Below are 16,115 nucleotides of genomic sequence, written 5' to 3' on the forward strand. Positions count from 1 at the left end.
ATTTTATGGAACTCCAGAATATTTATTCAGGCGATACTTAAGCAATAAGGGTAGGGTGATTACATAAAGTATTGCAGCTAATGCCCATACCATTCCAGGAGCTGATGCCTGAGTCATAAAATAGAGGCTAGTAACTAATACAGGACCAATTATAGCCCCCAGACTATTAAAACTGCTTAATAGCCCTTGTAATTCACCTTGTCTTTCATCACTAATACCTCTGGACATCATTGCTTGCAAAGCAGGAACGGCTACTCCACCAAGGGCAAACAATGGTAACAACGCAAAAGGCACCCATTCTTCAACAGCAATAGATAAAAGAAGTAAACCAATTGCATCGCAAGCTATTCCACATAACAACGTATTTTTCTCTCCAAACCTCTTTACCATAGGGGCGATAGCAAAAGCCTGTGCAATAGAATGGCATATTCCATAACTAGCAAGGGAAACACCTGCAATAAATATACTCCAGCCATAACGATCCTGCCCATAGATAACCCATAAAGTTGCGGGGACTTGTGAAACCAATGTGATAATTAAAAAGATACCAAGCAATGGAGCCATATTAGGTTGAGTGATCAAATAGGATAATTTCTTTAATATTGATTGCTCCTGAACCTTCTCAGTCATTTTATTGCTGTGTTTTGATTCTTTTAATAAGACTGCTGTCATTATTAAATTAATCCCATTCATAAAAGCAGCAGCAAAGAACGGTGCATGTAAGTTCCATTCACCCAAAACTCCACCTATTACCGGACCCGCTATAAACCCAATACCAAAGACAGCTCCAAGGAGACCAAACCTTTTTGCACGCTCATGGGCTGGAGTAATATCTGAAACATAAGCTGTTGCAACAGCCATGTTGGCACTTGTAATTCCCGCAAAAATACGACCAATATATAGCCACAATAGAGAAGGAGCAGCAGCCATTAGGAGATAATCAGCCGTTGCACCAGCAATTGAAATAATTAATACAGGTCGACGTCCAAATCGGTCACTCAACGCTCCAAGGATAGGTGCAAAAATGAACTGCATCAGAGCATACACAGCTAATAAAGCACCATAGTGAACACCGCCTGCTTCAGCTCCAGCCAATGACCGTAATAATTCAGGCAAGATCGGCATAATTAAACCAATCCCAACAGCATCCAGAAATATAGTGATTAAAATCACGCTCAATGATTTCTTCACAAATGCCTTCTCTAGCAATGATAGAATTAATATTCTCTCACACACTCCCTATCAGTGATAGATTTATGAGTAAAAAAGATATTGCACCTCAACGTCTGACACGTGAAATAGTCCTGCGTACCGCATTGGATATGTTGAATGAAGAAGGCATAGATTCAATAACCACACGCAAGCTAGCTCAACGATTGGGTATTAAATCTCCAACTCTATATTGGCATTTCAAGAATAAATCCTTGTTAATGGAAGCAATGGCGGAAACCATTATAAATGAACACCATTTAGTTTCTTTACCCATCGATGGGATGACATGGCAAGATTGGTTGCTCGCTAATTCTGTAAGCTTTCGTCGAGCACTACTAGCTTACCGTGATGGTGCTCGTCTACATGCAAGAACTAGCCCCAGTCAAGGACATTTCAACACGATTGAGGCCCAAGTTGCGCTGTTATCTCATGCTGGGTTTTCTCCTGTTGAAGCAGTTGCATTACTTATGACATTAGGAAGGTTTATTGTTGGGTGGGTCCTTGAGGAGCAGCAAGAAGAAATAAGATCAGACCCACCATTCGAAGCCGATCCAACTATATATCCACTCATGCTCCAAGGAGTGAATACCTTACAAAATATGAATGCGGATGACATTTTTGAAAATGGGATTCGTATGGTGATTATCGGTGCTGAAAGACAACTTGATATTAAAATGCAAACTTAACTCTATACTGCTTTAAGCAACTGTTCTATTTAGTAATAAAGCTTTTATCCTTAATTATTTAACATAATAGAGCTTATACGAAACGCACTTTAAAATATTATTTTTTTTCATATAGTTAGATAATTTAAACTGACCTCAAAAACCGTAAAAAGCCGATTTGGAAACAAGTCGGCTTTTTTATGAACAACTCTGGAATATATTGCCAATCACTTTGTCTTAAAAATAATCAAATATTTGGTTTTAGCTAGAGTTTATTAAATTGAGAATCACGCTAGATTTGCCTACGTTGTTACTAATTTTGTTTAACTTATGTGTGGTTGGATTTTTAAAAAATATTAATCATAAATTTTTTATGACTGATGCATCATCACTTATTCTTTTTATCACTGGTTTAGCAATACCACTGATTTTTACAGTCATAGCATCTAAAACAAACTTTTCAGACAAACTACTTTTTGCTTTTGTTGAAGCAGAGCGATTACACAAACTTAAAAAATCAGTATGAGAAAAAGCCCAACATCCTGTTGGGCTTTTTTATTGCCTGTATCTTTTAGATCAGGCTTGGATGTGCATCTAGAATGCGAATTAAAGTCGCTGCTGGACCAGTGGGATAACGTCGCCCTTGTTCCCAGTTCTGTAGCGTTCGTGCGCTGATATGGAGACGTGCTGCAAATTCAACTTGGCTTAGTCCAGTCTTTTCACGGACTTCTTTAATATCAGGTAATTCAAGCTCGGTAATTCGAATTGCGTGGATCTCTTTACGTTTAATTGCGCCTGCTTCTTTAATCGAAGAAACCAGATCATCAAATAAATTGTTATCCATGAAGTTGCTCCTTCACTAATTGACGAAGAATGGCTGTTTCCTTATCTGTCAGGGTATCTTTTACTGATTTTGGATAGGCCAATAAGAAAAAGATTTGGTGATCTTCATTAACCCAATAATAGATCACTCGGATACCGCCACTTTTTCCTTTATTACCTTTAGCACAACGGATTTTGCGTATCCCGCCACCATTTTTAACAACATCACCCTTATCAGGCTGTACCAGAAGATCTTGCTGTAACTGACGATATTCTTCATCTGTCACAAGTTCTTTGATTTGCCTAGTAAAAATACTGGTTTCTATAAATAACATGAAATAAAGTACGTCAATGGCGTACACTAATTATACCTATCATGAAATAATAAATCGAGTAGTTTTTAATTTCAGATAAATTTTTATTAATTAATACTTTATTCTATTATTTTTAGCTTATATAACCGCTATATTTATCAAAAAATATTCTATCGGCCCAAATTATGTCTACTACTCTAATTCAAAATTCATCATTGGTTCCTAACTCCATTGAAAATAGTATTGAGGCTATCCATGCTCCCTTAGCTCAATTTCTACAACATTGTCATTTGCCTACAGAAAATATTCTTGCATCTATTGAAGAAAGAACAACTGTAATACAAGCTTTCGAAAGAGTTATTTCTATACTACCTATTCCAGAAAGAGAGAAGGCTACTTACATATCAAAATTCGCGATTAGTATTGCTGTAGGTTTATTTGACGGAGCCCTGTCATTTTTATGGGATGAGACAATATTAGCTTTAAGAAAAAAAATAGAAAGCTTTGATATAGAATACTTTTACAATGTAGCTTTAACCATTAATTCTCGCTATAGAGGCCTAGTAGATTCACAAGATCTACCTGCTATTGGTGATCATGATTTGTTAGAAATCAGTCGGAGAATTGGTTTAATTGATGATATGAATCATCGACGACTTGATCAAGTTAATTACTTTAGAAATCATGGGTCTGCGGCACATCCTAACAATACATCTTTATCTGGTTTTGAAATGCTCGGCTTTCTTGAAACCTGTTTAAAATATGCTATATGTGCAGATTTTGAAGTTTCTGTTATTCAAGTTAAACGCTTGCTAGAGAATATACGTAAAGGTAGCGTAGATCCTACTGATTACTCTGTTATCTGCGATGAAATAATTAGACTTCCACAGGAACGAATTGATGATATTTTAAATACAATTTTTGGAATGCATCATGATCCTAAGACTATTGCAAATACGATTAATAATATTCTAGGGATTGCTCCAACAGTATGGAAGGCTGCAACACACCCTACCAAATTACGTCTAGGTGCTAAATTTGGATATTTTAGGGTTAATGGGGAAACAACACGAAAAGATAGAGTACAAGTTTTTTTAGATATAGTTGATGGAAATAGCTATAAAGATGAAGATAGCCTCTCTCAAGAGCTTATAGATAAATTACAACACCTTCGCTCAGCACACTATGCAGGTAATAATTTCTACAATGAATATCCATATGCTGAATCATTAAAAGCATCTTTAGCTCCTGTAGGAATCCCAAAAGCAGCACAATATGATTTTGTAAAAGTCGTTTCTACCTGTGCGATTGGCAATGGATTAGGTTACCGCCAAGGTGTGGATGAAAGGGCTCTTCCTATTTATAATGAATTAATCAATAGATTTGGTGATGAAGAAATTACAATATTCTGCAAACTATTTGAAGATCATGAATTTATTGGAGATTTAAATAAAACTACAGCCTCAGCTAGGGCACAAAGTTTAGCTTCTTTTTTAAAAGGTAAAACTCATAATGTCTTAATACAAAATACGTTAAGTGAAATATGTAATGCTAATAATTTACCGAAACTAAGTTTAGTGACAACTTTCAAAACAGCATTAAGCAACTTAAGTTAAGTTGCTTTCTAATAAATGTGATAAATAGATATCTATTTATTTAACATAAAAGCTCTTATGCGAAATGTTGTTGTTAGACCAAAAAATGGGAACTATAGCGTTCCCATTTTTGGATTTTGTAATCCAAGCAAATTTATAAGAGGCGCCAAATCACACTAAAAGCCTCATACAGGTATGACTTCCATCATACAAAGTCAGATTTTACTTTTTTAATCGTCTCTACATCGAAATCAGTATCATAGTATTCCCAATATTTTGATAAATGGAATTTCTGATAGCGCCCTTGGTAAATTATAACTGCATGGTTATCCTCAAATTTTAGAATTTCATTTGGTTCTAAAATATAATCCATTTGTTTATGTTCAGAGAGCGTTCCTAGATTTTGATCATACCGAACACCATTGAAATTTGGGTTTGGAATAGGATCAGAACTCGAAATATACGTTGTTTCACACTTTCCAATTAAATCACTAAAATTTTTTGCAGTTTCAAATGATCCAATTCTAAACACAGCATAAAAACTACATCCATCCATAAAAAGCATTTTTGCATTGCTTCCGTACAATCGATTTAAACCTTCAAAGCTTTGTAAATAAAGGAAGGTCGGCATTTTCATGCTTCGAATCGTATTCAATTTTCCAGAAAAATCAGGGATCGGTGCACTGTTAATAATTTCATCGAGAAGAATTAGAACTGGCTTACGGTTTAAGTTAGATTGCAATATTCTAAAAATATGCGCTACAGTCGCACCAAACAACGTTTTTGTTAACTCTTTGTACTGCATTTCATACTGTAAAATTACGATCTGCTTTGGCTTCATCAAGACTTCTTTCAAGTTAAATTGATCAGCGTTACATAAAATAGAATCTCGAATTACGTCAGTATTCAAAAAATTAAATGCTTTTGAGAGAGCATTCAAAACAGATGCAAATAGGTTTTTATTGCCCGAACTTTCTGAAATTTCACTTTCAATTTTTCGCACGGTCTTATCATTAGAGTTTGCCAAATCTCGCAATAAATCGCTTATATCATCAAAATCACGTATGTAATCAAGCGCACTCGGTAGTGAAATAGACAGCGATTGTTCTTTCATTCTAAGAAGTACACCAAGCAAAATATTTTTAGCACCATCATAAAAAACAATAGAGTCCTTATTTTCTGGTGTCATCAAAATATTAATAATTTCGGTCAAATCAGCAACACTTTCAGCTTCTGAAAAAATATTATAAGAATCTGCATACGGATCTAACGGATTTATAACCCAGATTTTGTAGCCAAAATTTTCATCTGCATTCATTGCTTTTAAAATGCCATATAGCTCCGGCTTAATGTCCGTTAAAACAATAGATTGCCCCGATTTCATCCAATCTAGACACTGCATAATAATGAGCGAAGACTTCCCCGAACCCGGGAGCCCCGTCACAATCCCTCTATCCGAGTTTTTAAGACGTATTGCGTACTCTTGCTGACCATCATCAACATAATCAATTAATGGGCTTCCTGCGTCATCTACGTTCGATCTGTCGACCACTTCATGCAAGTCACCATCATAAATATTTTTTGATTTAATAATTTTTGACTTTTCTCTACTAATGCAACGACCATCCAAAATTTGAGATCCGCAAAGAATGGCAAGCGGTACAAGCGGAAAACTGCTAATACTCAAAAGAAAGTCATAAACAAACCCCTCGTTTCTCATGTAAAAAAAATTATCGACATATAGTGCATAAACCACACAAATAATTAGAAAAATGGGGATGCTCAAAAATAAAAGATTATTCCGTTTTCTCTCTTCAAGAGCTTCTTTTTCTACTTTGTCAAAAAATTCGAGATTAATAAAATTTACAATTAAAGTAGTAGAAATAAATGCCAAACTTCCCAAAATCGCCTGTAAAATCAACCATGCTTTTAGGGTCAACAACATTGGGAAAATATTAAACAGCATTAATTTACATCCTCAAAACCTTGTCGACCTTCGCAATTTTCAAGAAAGAATGGCTCGATCACTGCTGTTTTTAGCCAGTTGCAGCGGATCGTAAAGTAGTTGCCAGCATCGGAATTTTTTATGATTGTTGCAGATGTCTTTAGCTCCGAATTTTTAGCTTCTTTTCCCCACACAATGACTTTGCAATTCTTACAACGCCCGCAAAGCGGGAGTTTAGAGCGAATTTCAGCCGTTGCACTCATTATTTTTTACTCCACGATCCCAAGTAAGTCGATGTGATGTTTATGCGTGAATGCCCGAGCTCTTCACTGATCTGCAATCGGATAGCCTTATCTTTTTGTTTTTCTTCTACTGTGAGCTCTCGAATACCACCCACGGCAGGGCAAGGAAAGCCCATGAGCTCGAAATAACGATTTTGTGCATAGCCATGCCGTAAACCGTGCGTTTGACCTATGCCGAGCGCGCTTGTAACTTTCTCAAAATTTCGCATGTGAAAAACATATGATTTTTCTTTAGGAAACATTGAACCGCCATTTTCAACAGCAAGGGCATATGCGTTGCGCAATTCTTCACGCTGTCTATCGCTCGAAATCTGAATTGTTCGCGGTCTACCACCTTTCGCCCACGAGCCCATTATTCTAATATATCTTGCATTATCAATAACTTGACCATCAAGTGCATAAACAGGTTGAAATTTCATTGATTCTTCACGTCTGAGCCCAAACGCATCTTGTAGGCGCAATGATTGTGCAATATTTTGATCAATTTGAGACAAATCAAGATCTTTTAAAGAAACAGATTTATCAACATTTGTGACGTAGACACGCTTTTCTATTTTATATGTATCATTATCTTTTTTAACTGCACCCTCATTTCCGACTTTTCGACACCACCATCTCACAGCGCTCATGCGGTTTTTAATCGTGCCAGTAGCAAGCCCTTCTCTTCGCCAGAATTCAAGTAGTTTATTTACATGTCTACCTTTAATTTCAGTTGCACGCATTCTTTTTGTGTCAAAACCCATGAGCCCAAGTTGTTTTACGAACAACTGGAGCATGTCAGCGCGATTCGCTTGAGTCGCATGCGACCCATTACGATTTTTTTTGCAGAGTTCATCGAGTTCATTGCTAAGCATAGAACGCTTTTAGCTCATCAATTTTTGCAAAAATGGCTTTCGCATCACTTTTTGAAATATTAAAGCAAAGAGCGTGATACATGATCGAATCATTCGACTCAAAATATTTGAAATTACTGCACTCTTCAATCGACATATTAAAAGTTAAGTCATTTAAAATCAGGTAAATAAAATTATTACCGCCAGTTTGATCAATTTCTAAATGTTTAATCATTAATTATATTTCCTTCTATATAGATGGGTGGAGATCCGCTTTCTCTTTAGTGTTGAGTAGTGTTTTTCCGCAATTTGTTAAAAAACAGTGCTGAAAAAAACAGTACAAAGTTATAAAAAATCGAAATTATTTAGAACCAAGTTATTGAATACTTTATATAAAAAACAAATTCAGCATATAGGATGTGGTTCGTTTTAAAGTATTGATCTCCTTTTAAAAATTTGTGTTTAAGCTGATAAATTTGAAAAAGTCAGCAAAGAAAAGTTATGAAAAAACAAAAGAAAGTTCAATTATTATATCACCTAAAAATAACTTCGTCACGCGTCCATAATTTAAAAAATAAGCATTAAAGCCTTTAATAGCAATACTTTCAATTAGCGTCACTACTTTTATGTAGTGACGCTAATTGAAAGCGGCAACTATTTCGAGAATCAAAAAGGGAAGTCGCGACCCTCTCGGGATCGCTCGGCTATTTCCGAAAAAATTGAAATGGGAGCTTGTAATCAGAGGGAATAGATTTTGGGATTTTGATTTTTCTTAGTCGCTCACACTCCGTTCGCTTTGTTCTTCTCAAGTTCAAGTAAATTTTACAAAGTGAGTGTCTACGAGCGACATCACCAAAATTCGCACCTCGACCCTCTAAAAAACAGCTTTTTAGGCTGTGAAGCCTAAATAAGCGTAAATCAAATGCAGAAAATTGAGTCTAGATCGAGCGTAGCGAGTACAAAAGCTTTATGAGCGAAGCGAATTCCTAGTTGCTCTTGCTTTTGCTTTTTCTCAAAGTCACACTGAAAGAGCTAAAAAATTGCCCCAACGAATCGAGCGCAAGCGAGATTCAATAGAGTTTGAGCGTAGCGAAAACCAAGGGCAATTTTTCATATGTTATGCTTTTAATTATTTTTAAGGCTTTTAAATGCTTTTAGATAGGCTGTAAGTCTTTATTTACAATAGTTTGAGGGGTTATAAAGATAGGTTTAAGGGGTTATAAAGATAGGTTTAAGGGGTTATAAAGATAGGTTTAAGGGGTTATAAAGATAGGTTTAAGGGGTATATGAATAGATGGATTGTTGACTATTTAAAATAGATAGAATATAACCTAGTTAAATGAATTTAAAAGCTTCACATCATGACAAATAACAATAAATTAGTTGTTAAAGATAATGCTCTTATCGATGCCTCCTTCAACTTATCACTCATAGAGCAACGTATTATGCTCTTAGCTATAGTTGGAGCGAGAGAATCTTCTAATCTCACACCTGATACACCAATAGAAGTACTTGTAAGTGACTACATTAATCAATTTAAAGTTGATAGTAATAATGCCTATGGCTTGCTTAGAGAAGCAGCGAAAACACTAAAAAGAAGAGAGTTTAGTTATTTAGATAGATATAAGGGCCAAGAGGCTCTTACTACTGCAAATTGGGTGAACAAAGTGACCTATGTCGATTCTAGTGGTCTTGTTGTTTTATACCTTAGCAACGAAGTTATCAGCTTAATTAGCCGATTAAGCGAACAATTTACCAAATACCACATAGAACAAGTATCTGACTTTAAGAGCAAATATAGCATCAGATTATATGAGCTATTAATTAAATGGTTGAATGTAGCAAAAACTGAAAAATATAGTATTAATGATCTTAGATCGAAGTTAGGTCTTGATGTGAATGAATATTCAACTATGTCTAACTTTAAATCGAACGTCTTAGACAGAGCAGTAGGAGAAATCAATAAACATACCAATATTACCGTTGACTATGACCAATTCAAGAAAGGTCGAGTTATCACAGATATTCAATTCAGAATTAAATCAAAACCTAAACCAGCTCAACATGAAGTAACCAAGACATCCCCTGTAGTCTTCCACCAAATGACAGATGCTCAAATCAATATGTTTGGCAATCAGCTTTCACGACTACCTGAATTTTCAAACTTAGCAAATGGGAATGAAAGCTATGAGAGCCTAGCAGCAAAAATCAAAGACCTACTGAGAGATCCAGTACAGCAAAAGCAATTTTTACCCCACCTAAAAAACCTTGGCTTTAAAGCTTGAGTGTATTGAAGAATACACATATTGTATTCTTCAATACATTTCCAAAATACATAGCAATACACTATGAATACAGCTACAAAATACAGTGTTAGTGATGCTGCAACCCTGTATAAAAAATCTAGGGCTACACTATATAAAGATATAAAAAATGGTGTTTTAAGTCGTGATTATGATGGCTTTATAGATTTTTCAGAATTACTTCGTGTCTATGGTGAACCGTTTGGAGCAAAACATACAAAACGTATTGATACGTCTTCAATACAAAATCAAAATACACCCGAATACACAGATAAAACTGTCATAGAACTGAAAAGCCAAATCGATTTTCTAAAAAAACAATTAGAAAAAGCAGAAGATCGTGAATCAAAGGCAAATGCTCGTATAGATACGCTTCTAACACTCATTGAAATGAAGCCTCCCACAGCCAATATGACTACGTTTACCGATCAGAAATCTAGCCAAGATATAGCAACTGATCCTCGGTCAGAATCTGAGCCAAAACATGACGGATTGACTACTCCGGTCGAAACAGAAAATAAGCGTATTCCAGTGCCGGAGCAGGTTGAATCGGAGCAGCCGAAAAGAGGGTGGTTAAGCCGGTTTTTCTTGCCGAATGGCTAAGAGGCTTGTTTAGGTATACTAATCAAAGTTGTGAAACATTGATCAAATAATAGGCGTGGAACGTGAAAAATCATAAAAAAAGCCCACCAGAGGGTATGTGGGCTAAAATCATGTAACTACAGCATTGATTTCTATAGATAATTATAACGCATTTCGTATAACGTGTATTATGTTAATTTTAGAAATTCTAAAAAAGGGATAGTTAAAAACTATCCCTTTATCTTGTAAGAATTATCTTAGTAATAATACTGGTTTTGTAGAGCTTGATAACAATTTGGTCGTCGTAGGGGTTCTAGGGATTTTCCCCTCTAAAGTAACATAAATCGCCATAACCCCAACATCAGCCCCCATTGCGGAGCGGTCGGCGTCACCCACTGCCCACCTCCCATCATCGTCGAGGCCACGGCTCCCCAAAAGCCCATGTACAACATATTGGTGGAAAAGGAATCAGTCTGGCTGATCTTGCGCGTTAACACGTTGAATACAGCGAACATGAAGGCTGAAAGCAATGGGATCAGAGACGCCACGCTAAATACGCCCATGCCAGGTTGAAGAATGATCAACGTACCCGCAAAACCGACCATGGCTGCCAGGGTCTGACGCAGACTGACAGACTCTCGCAGCACCAAGGCTGCTAATAACATGGTCAGTAGGGGAAATATCGCGTATATCGCGTGGGTTTCCGCCAGCCCTAGGTAACGCAAAGCCAGGCCGAACACAGCTATCTCGAACACGCCAAGCAATGCCCTCAATACCTGGAGCATCGGCTGGCCAGTTCTGACCGCTCTTTTCAGCCCTCCCTTCAACAACACGAATACGACAGCGAAAAGCAGGAAAAACCAGTACCTGACCATCACCAGTTGTACGACAGGCAGATCTTTGACCAAGGTCTTGGTAAGACCATCCTGCATAGCGAAGATGAACATCGAGAGCAGGCACAGTCCGATACCGATACGAACGTCTTTGGCAGGCGATGTCATGCTGATGCTCTGTTCCAAGGTGTTTGCCTACATCTCTAGGTCATTGAATTCGGATGTCGCGGGAGGGGTACGGGCCATTAGACAAAGCTACCCAAGGCAAGCAGCATCAGCAGCACGAGAATGACCTTTCGCGCTACCGCTTCCTCTACATGCTGGGCAATCCGCGCGCCCAACCAGACGCCTGACACCAGCACTGGCAAGCTCATCACGCCAAGATGTAGCGACTCGCGTCCGAACAGGCCAAGCGCCCAGAAAGCGGGGAGCGCAGCCACATCCATTGCCAAAAAAGCTGCAACGATCGACGCCCGCCCCGCTTCCAAGGCCAGCGGAGAGCCAAGGAAAAAGACGATCACGGGAGGACCACCCAAGCCCAGCGAACCATTGAGCACCCCTGCCCCTGCACCTGTTGCAGCGGTCTGCATGGCCGTGGGCATCTTTTGTAGCTTGTAGCCCGTGATCATGACCAAGCAGCACGCGATTATCAGGATGGCGAGTACAAACTTCACATATTCGGCTGGTATGTTGACAAGCAGATACGCGCCCACCGGCGTCGCCATGATCGAGCTGATGACCAGCACTCGAATGGATCGCCAATGCACTTGTCCCCATAGGGAGGGCAAGAGTCTCAGACCGGCAGCGATTTCCAGAACAAACATCGCGGGGACAATAGTCGCTAATGGCAATACGAACGAAAGTGACATGATGGCCAGAAGGGTAAAGCCGAAGCCGGAAAAACCCCGTGCGACCGCGGCCACGAAGACACAGCATAGGGCGTAAGCGGTAACTGACGGCGAGACAAGCACAACATCAGAAAGCATATTTCTCTGCACCTGACCATTGATGGGCATCGACAACAACGTGGCGCTGAAGCTCGGTTTCAGTCGGCGATACTAAGCTATGACGATGCCTGCATTGTGTTGCCCCCGACACATACCGGATAGTAGCGAACGGACTCAATGTATAAGGGGTAAGCGCGATGGAGATGACCGGGCCCATGAGCACCTGATTACGATCCTCGACGGCAAAGTGGGTCATAACCCCAACCCATTCCAGCCCTTCCCGCTAGGCCAGAGCAAGCGAGTCTTTCCTGCCCTGCTCCGTGCCCATCTCAAGGCCATTGCGGCTCATCCCTGCAGAGTTGAGGCCTAGGTGAACGCGCAAGATCTTGCCATGGCGCGTGGCAATCTCGCCTGCCATGCGGGCGAAATCCAGGCCGCCCATCAATTCTTCGACATCATAGGTTAAAGCGGTCTCCATCTCGGCCAGCGTCGGGGGCAGACTCGACTCAGATCTGCGTTTTAGAGGAGCCCATAAGCAGGGGCTAGCACCCCATTCTCACTAGCTCGTGCAAAGTTTCTAGACTGTCTATAGGCAAAACACCCCATTTCCAAAGCGGCAACTCCTTTGCTAGCATGCCGATAGGGATGAAGTACCTGTGATAGAGCTCACTTATAAGGTTTTTCTATAACAAGGCTCTAGCGTTTCAATGAAATAAAATGAGCACCTAAGTGCCGGAGATCTAAATGATAGGTTCACAAGTTCACTGGAAAACAGCGACCGAGATCGCTGGATTGGTAAAATCCAAACAGATTTCTCCGCGAGAAGTCGTTGAAGGAACTATAGAGCTCATCGAGCAGCGCAATCCCAGCATGAATGCGGTTACATACAAGGCTTACGATGAAGCTCGCGTAAAAGCGGCAGAGCTTGAGCGGCACATCATGAATGGAGGACGTACCGGGGCGCTTGCGGGCGTACCGACGCTTATGAAGGATTTGTTTGCGGCCAAGCCAGGCTGGCCGTCTACGCTGGGCGGCATCAGCGCGCTCAAGCATCTCCGCGGCGCTGAGGGAGCGTGGTCGACTTTCCCATTGAAAATGTCTAATGAAGACAGTCTGCTGTTGGGGCAGACCAATAGTCCGGTATTTGGTTTTCGCGGGGTAACAGACAATAAATTCTTCGGGCCGACGCGCAACCCATTCAACCTCGACTACAACGCCGGTGGCTCATCGGGCGGAGCCGCGGCGGTTGTGGCTGACGGCATTGTGCCCATCGCTGGGGGCACTGATGCTGGCGGGTCAGTGAGAATTCCAGCGGCCTGGACCAATACTTACGGATTTCAACCTTCCATAGGACGTATACCTTTCATCAGCCGCCCGAATGCATTCCATCTGGCAGCTTATATTTATGAAGGGCCCATCACACGAACTGTCGAAGATGCGGCATTGGCAATGAATGCATTGCACGGCTTCGATCGTCGCGATCCCAATTCACTACGGGTCAAACTGGATTTCACCTCCGCACTTGTCCAAGGGGTTCGCGGTAAGAAAATCGGCTTGACACTGGACTATGGCGTGTTCCCGGTTCAGCCAGAGATAAAGGATCTGATCAGCAAGACGGCGCAGGTTTTCACACAGCTCGGTGCGCATGTGGAATTTGTGGATTTGGGAATACCCTATAGCCAGGAACAGATGAGCGATGCTTGGTGCCGTATGCTGGCTATCCCTACTGCGGCCTCTATGCATGCATTGCATGAAGACGGAATTGATCTGTTTAGCGAACATCGCGCAGATATTCCCGACGCGCTGATGAAATGGATTGATGCGGTGGCGGATATAAACGTGCAACAGATTAGTGCAGATCAGATATTGAGGACTTCGGTTTTTGATTGCATGAACAGAGTTTTCGATCGCTTTGATTTGCTTTTGGCGCCCACGTTGGCCTGCATGCCCGTGCGTAATGCCACTGATGGCAGTACGGAAGGGCCAAGCGCTATCAACGGTGAAAAGGTCAACCCGTTGATCGGCTGGTGCATGACGTACCTGACCAACTTTTCCGGACATCCAAGTGCCAGCGTTCCGGCGGGTTTGATCGATGGACTACCGGTGGGCATGTTAATCATTGGCGATCGGCAGGCTGACCTAGATGTAATTGCCGCAAGTGCGGCTTTCGAGGAAGCCCGCCCGTGGCTGCAATATTACGACATCCCAGCCAGACGTGCACTGCATAGCGAAGAACCCTCTAACTCCTTAAATAAAAATAAAATAAAGGATCAGTCATGATTAGCGTCTTCTTAACCTTTGCTGGAATATCATTATTTATTAATGGAATGCGGATATGGCTGGATACGGTGGGGAACCCAAGCAACTTACTGGAAGGAAAGGATATTGCTATCGTCAATCTTTTTACGGGGTTCATAGGAAGCACCATAGTGGCTTTACTTATGGCTCAAGGCCATGGCGTGCCCCAATACGACTACTCCGGCGGGGCGTATATAGGTTTGGTCTCCCTAACCTGCGTATGGATTGGCATCAATCAATTTACCGGTGTAAATGGGACTGCAGTTGGTTGGTTTTCGCTGGTAGTTCCATTCTTTGCCATTCCGGCAGGAGTTATAGGGCTGAGGAATTCCCAAAGCCTGTTTGAAACATGGATGGCCTTGAACTGGTTTGCGTGGGCGGGCTTGTGGTTCCTGTTTTTCCTGCTGTTTGTACTCAGATGCAATATCGCTAAATTTACGGGCGCCATGACGGTTGCTCAATCGATAATGACAGCCATTTTGCCAGCAATCCTGCTGCATACGAAAGTAATCTAATTTTGCTCATCGCAGAGTAAGAATGCCGTTTCGATAACAAAAAATTGCGGCCGAGACTCTGTTGTGCAGGCCCAGCTTGAGCAACAGACTTTCGACATGATGCGCAACGGTGCGCTCAGAAATTTGTAAGGCCCGGGCAATTTCCTTAGTTTGCAACCCCCCGACCAACCAACTGGCGATATCGAGTTCCCTAGGCGTTATCGAGAATGGCAGGACACCAGGATGAGCAAACAACAAAAGCTCACCATTTTTCCTCATCGCTTTCATTGACCAACGCTTGCCATGGCAATCCTCAATATAGAACTGATGCGGGATGCGGCTTTCGCTATCAGCTCTCAATATTTTCTCTACTGTTCTTACTCCAAGTACCCGCACTGGATCTTCACGATTACAAAATACTTTTTTATTTATGACGACAAAAAGGAAGCTCTCCGGAGTGGCTTCGCACTCCAACGAGACAATTTCATGCCACCAATCAGTCACGCTGGCCAGAATGGGAGCCGAGTTCGAGATCAAGCGCTGCGCCTCACGGCTGACTGAATCGGTTGTTTTGATATTTATATGCAAGGCGCCTGTGTATTGGCGTTCCTCGGAAAAAAGGAGCTGGGTAATACCGCCATGGTAGCCTTTGGGAATAAAATATTCTTTGGCGAACAGTGTATCGCGGTAGGGCCTAGCGGTTGAGTTCCATTCGAGACAGGTCAAATTGCTGGACCTCAAAAAAACCATATCTTCATCGTAATTAATAAACGTACCATTAAGGAAGTCCAGCATGCTTTGATCATATCCACTGGCGCCGACGGATTCGTGTTCACGGGATATTGGATTGAACATGGAAATGGCAATTGACGCATCCTCAAAACAAGACCCCAATAGATCGATCATGGAGGCCCTTATCGTCTGAAAGCCTTTTCGTACGGCTGGCGTATTCATGGCTGAAGCTCTCTTG

At 40.9% G+C, this 16,115-nt stretch carries 17 protein-coding genes; 6 read left to right on the plus strand and 11 right to left on the minus strand.

Annotated elements, in window-relative coordinates; genetic code table 11:
• Positions 1 to 3: 3 nt before the first annotated feature.
• Positions 4 to 1,191, minus strand: a complete 1,188-nt coding sequence (tet(39), locus tag AC0KVP_RS16840) for a tetracycline efflux MFS transporter Tet(39) (RefSeq protein ID WP_026438272.1) — start codon at positions 1,189 to 1,191, stop codon at positions 4 to 6.
• Between the two features lie 65 nt (positions 1,192 to 1,256).
• Between tet(39) and AC0KVP_RS16845 the strand changes: the two genes are divergently transcribed.
• Positions 1,257 to 1,898 (plus strand): TetR/AcrR family transcriptional regulator C-terminal domain-containing protein, encoded by a 642-nt coding sequence (locus tag AC0KVP_RS16845; RefSeq protein ID WP_004787586.1) that lies wholly within the window; start codon positions 1,257 to 1,259, stop codon positions 1,896 to 1,898.
• 550 nt (positions 1,899 to 2,448) lie between these two features.
• Here the strand turns inward: AC0KVP_RS16845 and nadS are convergent.
• Positions 2,449 to 2,721: a NadS family protein gene (gene nadS / locus AC0KVP_RS16850; protein WP_473340657.1), complete on the minus strand. Its 273-nt coding sequence runs from the start codon at positions 2,719 to 2,721 to the stop codon at positions 2,449 to 2,451.
• The gene (locus tag AC0KVP_RS16855; protein WP_473340681.1) at positions 2,714 to 3,034 is read right to left on the minus strand and encodes a type II toxin-antitoxin system RelE/ParE family toxin; all 321 of its coding nucleotides are present in this window, start codon (positions 3,032 to 3,034) and stop codon (positions 2,714 to 2,716) included. The genes nadS and AC0KVP_RS16855 overlap by 8 nt, the downstream gene beginning before the upstream one ends.
• Positions 3,035 to 3,198: 164 nt before the next feature.
• On the opposite strand from AC0KVP_RS16855, the gene AC0KVP_RS16860 reads away from it, so the two are divergent.
• Positions 3,199 to 4,629, plus strand: coding sequence for a hypothetical protein (locus tag AC0KVP_RS16860; RefSeq protein ID WP_473340660.1), 1,431 nt, complete (start codon positions 3,199 to 3,201; stop codon positions 4,627 to 4,629).
• Positions 4,630 to 4,813: 184 nt separating this feature from the next.
• On the opposite strand, the gene AC0KVP_RS16865 is transcribed toward AC0KVP_RS16860, so the two are convergent.
• The 4 genes from AC0KVP_RS16865 to AC0KVP_RS16880 are packed head-to-tail and all read right to left on the minus strand — an operon-like array spanning position 4,814 to position 7,923.
• The gene (locus AC0KVP_RS16865; RefSeq protein ID WP_473340663.1) at positions 4,814 to 6,574 is read right to left on the minus strand and encodes a type IV secretory system conjugative DNA transfer family protein; all 1,761 of its coding nucleotides are present in this window, start codon (positions 6,572 to 6,574) and stop codon (positions 4,814 to 4,816) included.
• Entirely contained in the window at positions 6,574 to 6,816 is a 243-nt protein-coding gene (locus tag AC0KVP_RS16870; RefSeq protein WP_473340665.1) for a hypothetical protein, read from the minus strand. The genes AC0KVP_RS16865 and AC0KVP_RS16870 overlap by 1 nt, the downstream gene beginning before the upstream one ends.
• On the minus strand, positions 6,816 to 7,709 hold the full coding sequence (locus AC0KVP_RS16875; RefSeq protein WP_279692623.1) for a phage integrase N-terminal domain-containing protein: 894 nt from the start codon (positions 7,707 to 7,709) through the stop codon (positions 6,816 to 6,818). Before AC0KVP_RS16875 ends, AC0KVP_RS16870 begins: the two co-directional genes overlap by 1 nt.
• Positions 7,702 to 7,923: a hypothetical protein gene (locus AC0KVP_RS16880; protein ID WP_473340669.1), complete on the minus strand. Its 222-nt coding sequence runs from the start codon at positions 7,921 to 7,923 to the stop codon at positions 7,702 to 7,704. The genes AC0KVP_RS16875 and AC0KVP_RS16880 overlap by 8 nt, the downstream gene beginning before the upstream one ends.
• Before the next feature lie 1,126 nt (positions 7,924 to 9,049).
• Between AC0KVP_RS16880 and repM the strand changes: the two genes are divergently transcribed.
• Entirely contained in the window at positions 9,050 to 9,973 is a 924-nt protein-coding gene (gene repM, locus AC0KVP_RS16885; RefSeq protein ID WP_279692627.1) for a replication initiation protein RepM, read from the plus strand.
• A gap of 63 nt (positions 9,974 to 10,036) precedes the next feature.
• Positions 10,037 to 10,594 (plus strand): plasmid replication DNA-binding protein, encoded by a 558-nt coding sequence (locus tag AC0KVP_RS16890; RefSeq protein ID WP_279692628.1) that lies wholly within the window; start codon positions 10,037 to 10,039, stop codon positions 10,592 to 10,594.
• Positions 10,595 to 10,902: 308 nt separating this feature from the next.
• Here the strand turns inward: AC0KVP_RS16890 and AC0KVP_RS16895 are convergent, their stop codons facing one another.
• The 3 genes from AC0KVP_RS16895 to AC0KVP_RS16905 form a co-directional block, all read right to left on the minus strand.
• Positions 10,903 to 11,592 carry a DMT family transporter gene (locus AC0KVP_RS16895; RefSeq protein WP_227499389.1) on the minus strand — a complete coding sequence of 230 codons (690 nt, stop codon included), beginning with the start codon at positions 11,590 to 11,592 and terminating at the stop codon, positions 10,903 to 10,905.
• A 59-nt stretch (positions 11,593 to 11,651) separates the two neighbouring features.
• A complete protein-coding gene (locus AC0KVP_RS16900) occupies positions 11,652 to 12,392 on the minus strand; it encodes a sulfite exporter TauE/SafE family protein (RefSeq protein ID WP_026438239.1) in 741 nt (246 codons plus the stop codon).
• A 244-nt stretch (positions 12,393 to 12,636) separates the two neighbouring features.
• Positions 12,637 to 12,831: a hypothetical protein gene (locus AC0KVP_RS16905; RefSeq protein WP_019838168.1), complete on the minus strand. Its 195-nt coding sequence runs from the start codon at positions 12,829 to 12,831 to the stop codon at positions 12,637 to 12,639.
• 266 nt (positions 12,832 to 13,097) lie between these two features.
• On the opposite strand from AC0KVP_RS16905, the gene AC0KVP_RS16910 reads away from it, so the two are divergent.
• Both AC0KVP_RS16910 and AC0KVP_RS16915 read left to right on the plus strand, forming a co-directional pair.
• Complete coding sequence (locus AC0KVP_RS16910; protein WP_019838169.1) at positions 13,098 to 14,633, plus strand: amidase; 1,536 nt, start codon at positions 13,098 to 13,100, stop codon at positions 14,631 to 14,633.
• Positions 14,630 to 15,166: an AmiS/UreI family transporter gene (locus AC0KVP_RS16915; protein WP_044102779.1), complete on the plus strand. Its 537-nt coding sequence runs from the start codon at positions 14,630 to 14,632 to the stop codon at positions 15,164 to 15,166. Before AC0KVP_RS16910 ends, AC0KVP_RS16915 begins: the two co-directional genes overlap by 4 nt.
• A gap of 6 nt (positions 15,167 to 15,172) precedes the next feature.
• On the opposite strand, the gene AC0KVP_RS16920 is transcribed toward AC0KVP_RS16915, so the two are convergent.
• Complete coding sequence (locus tag AC0KVP_RS16920) at positions 15,173 to 16,099, minus strand: response regulator transcription factor (protein ID WP_019838172.1); 927 nt, start codon at positions 16,097 to 16,099, stop codon at positions 15,173 to 15,175.
• Positions 16,100 to 16,115: the final 16 nt, after the last annotated feature.

The sequence above is a fragment of the Acinetobacter sp. DL27 genome (genome assembly GCF_055810995.1).

Coding starts and splice junctions, on each gene's coding strand:
- repM (WP_279692627.1), top strand. CDS start 9,050: ATGACAAATAACAATAAATTAGTTGTTAAAGATAATGCTCTTATCGAT.
- AC0KVP_RS16910 (WP_019838169.1), top strand. CDS start 13,098: ATGATAGGTTCACAAGTTCACTGGAAAACAGCGACCGAGATCGCTGGA.
- AC0KVP_RS16875 (WP_279692623.1), bottom strand. CDS start 7,709: ATGCTTAGCAATGAACTCGATGAACTCTGCAAAAAAAATCGTAATGGG.
- AC0KVP_RS16890 (WP_279692628.1), top strand. CDS start 10,037: ATGAATACAGCTACAAAATACAGTGTTAGTGATGCTGCAACCCTGTAT.
- nadS (WP_473340657.1), bottom strand. CDS start 2,721: ATGGATAACAATTTATTTGATGATCTGGTTTCTTCGATTAAAGAAGCA.
- AC0KVP_RS16920 (WP_019838172.1), bottom strand. CDS start 16,099: ATGAATACGCCAGCCGTACGAAAAGGCTTTCAGACGATAAGGGCCTCC.
- AC0KVP_RS16860 (WP_473340660.1), top strand. CDS start 3,199: ATGTCTACTACTCTAATTCAAAATTCATCATTGGTTCCTAACTCCATT.
- AC0KVP_RS16845 (WP_004787586.1), top strand. CDS start 1,257: ATGAGTAAAAAAGATATTGCACCTCAACGTCTGACACGTGAAATAGTC.
- AC0KVP_RS16900 (WP_026438239.1), bottom strand. CDS start 12,392: ATGCTTTCTGATGTTGTGCTTGTCTCGCCGTCAGTTACCGCTTACGCC.
- AC0KVP_RS16870 (WP_473340665.1), bottom strand. CDS start 6,816: ATGAGTGCAACGGCTGAAATTCGCTCTAAACTCCCGCTTTGCGGGCGT.
- AC0KVP_RS16855 (WP_473340681.1), bottom strand. CDS start 3,034: ATGTTATTTATAGAAACCAGTATTTTTACTAGGCAAATCAAAGAACTT.
- AC0KVP_RS16880 (WP_473340669.1), bottom strand. CDS start 7,923: ATGATTAAACATTTAGAAATTGATCAAACTGGCGGTAATAATTTTATT.
- AC0KVP_RS16865 (WP_473340663.1), bottom strand. CDS start 6,574: ATGCTGTTTAATATTTTCCCAATGTTGTTGACCCTAAAAGCATGGTTG.
- AC0KVP_RS16915 (WP_044102779.1), top strand. CDS start 14,630: ATGATTAGCGTCTTCTTAACCTTTGCTGGAATATCATTATTTATTAAT.
- AC0KVP_RS16905 (WP_019838168.1), bottom strand. CDS start 12,831: ATGGAGACCGCTTTAACCTATGATGTCGAAGAATTGATGGGCGGCCTG.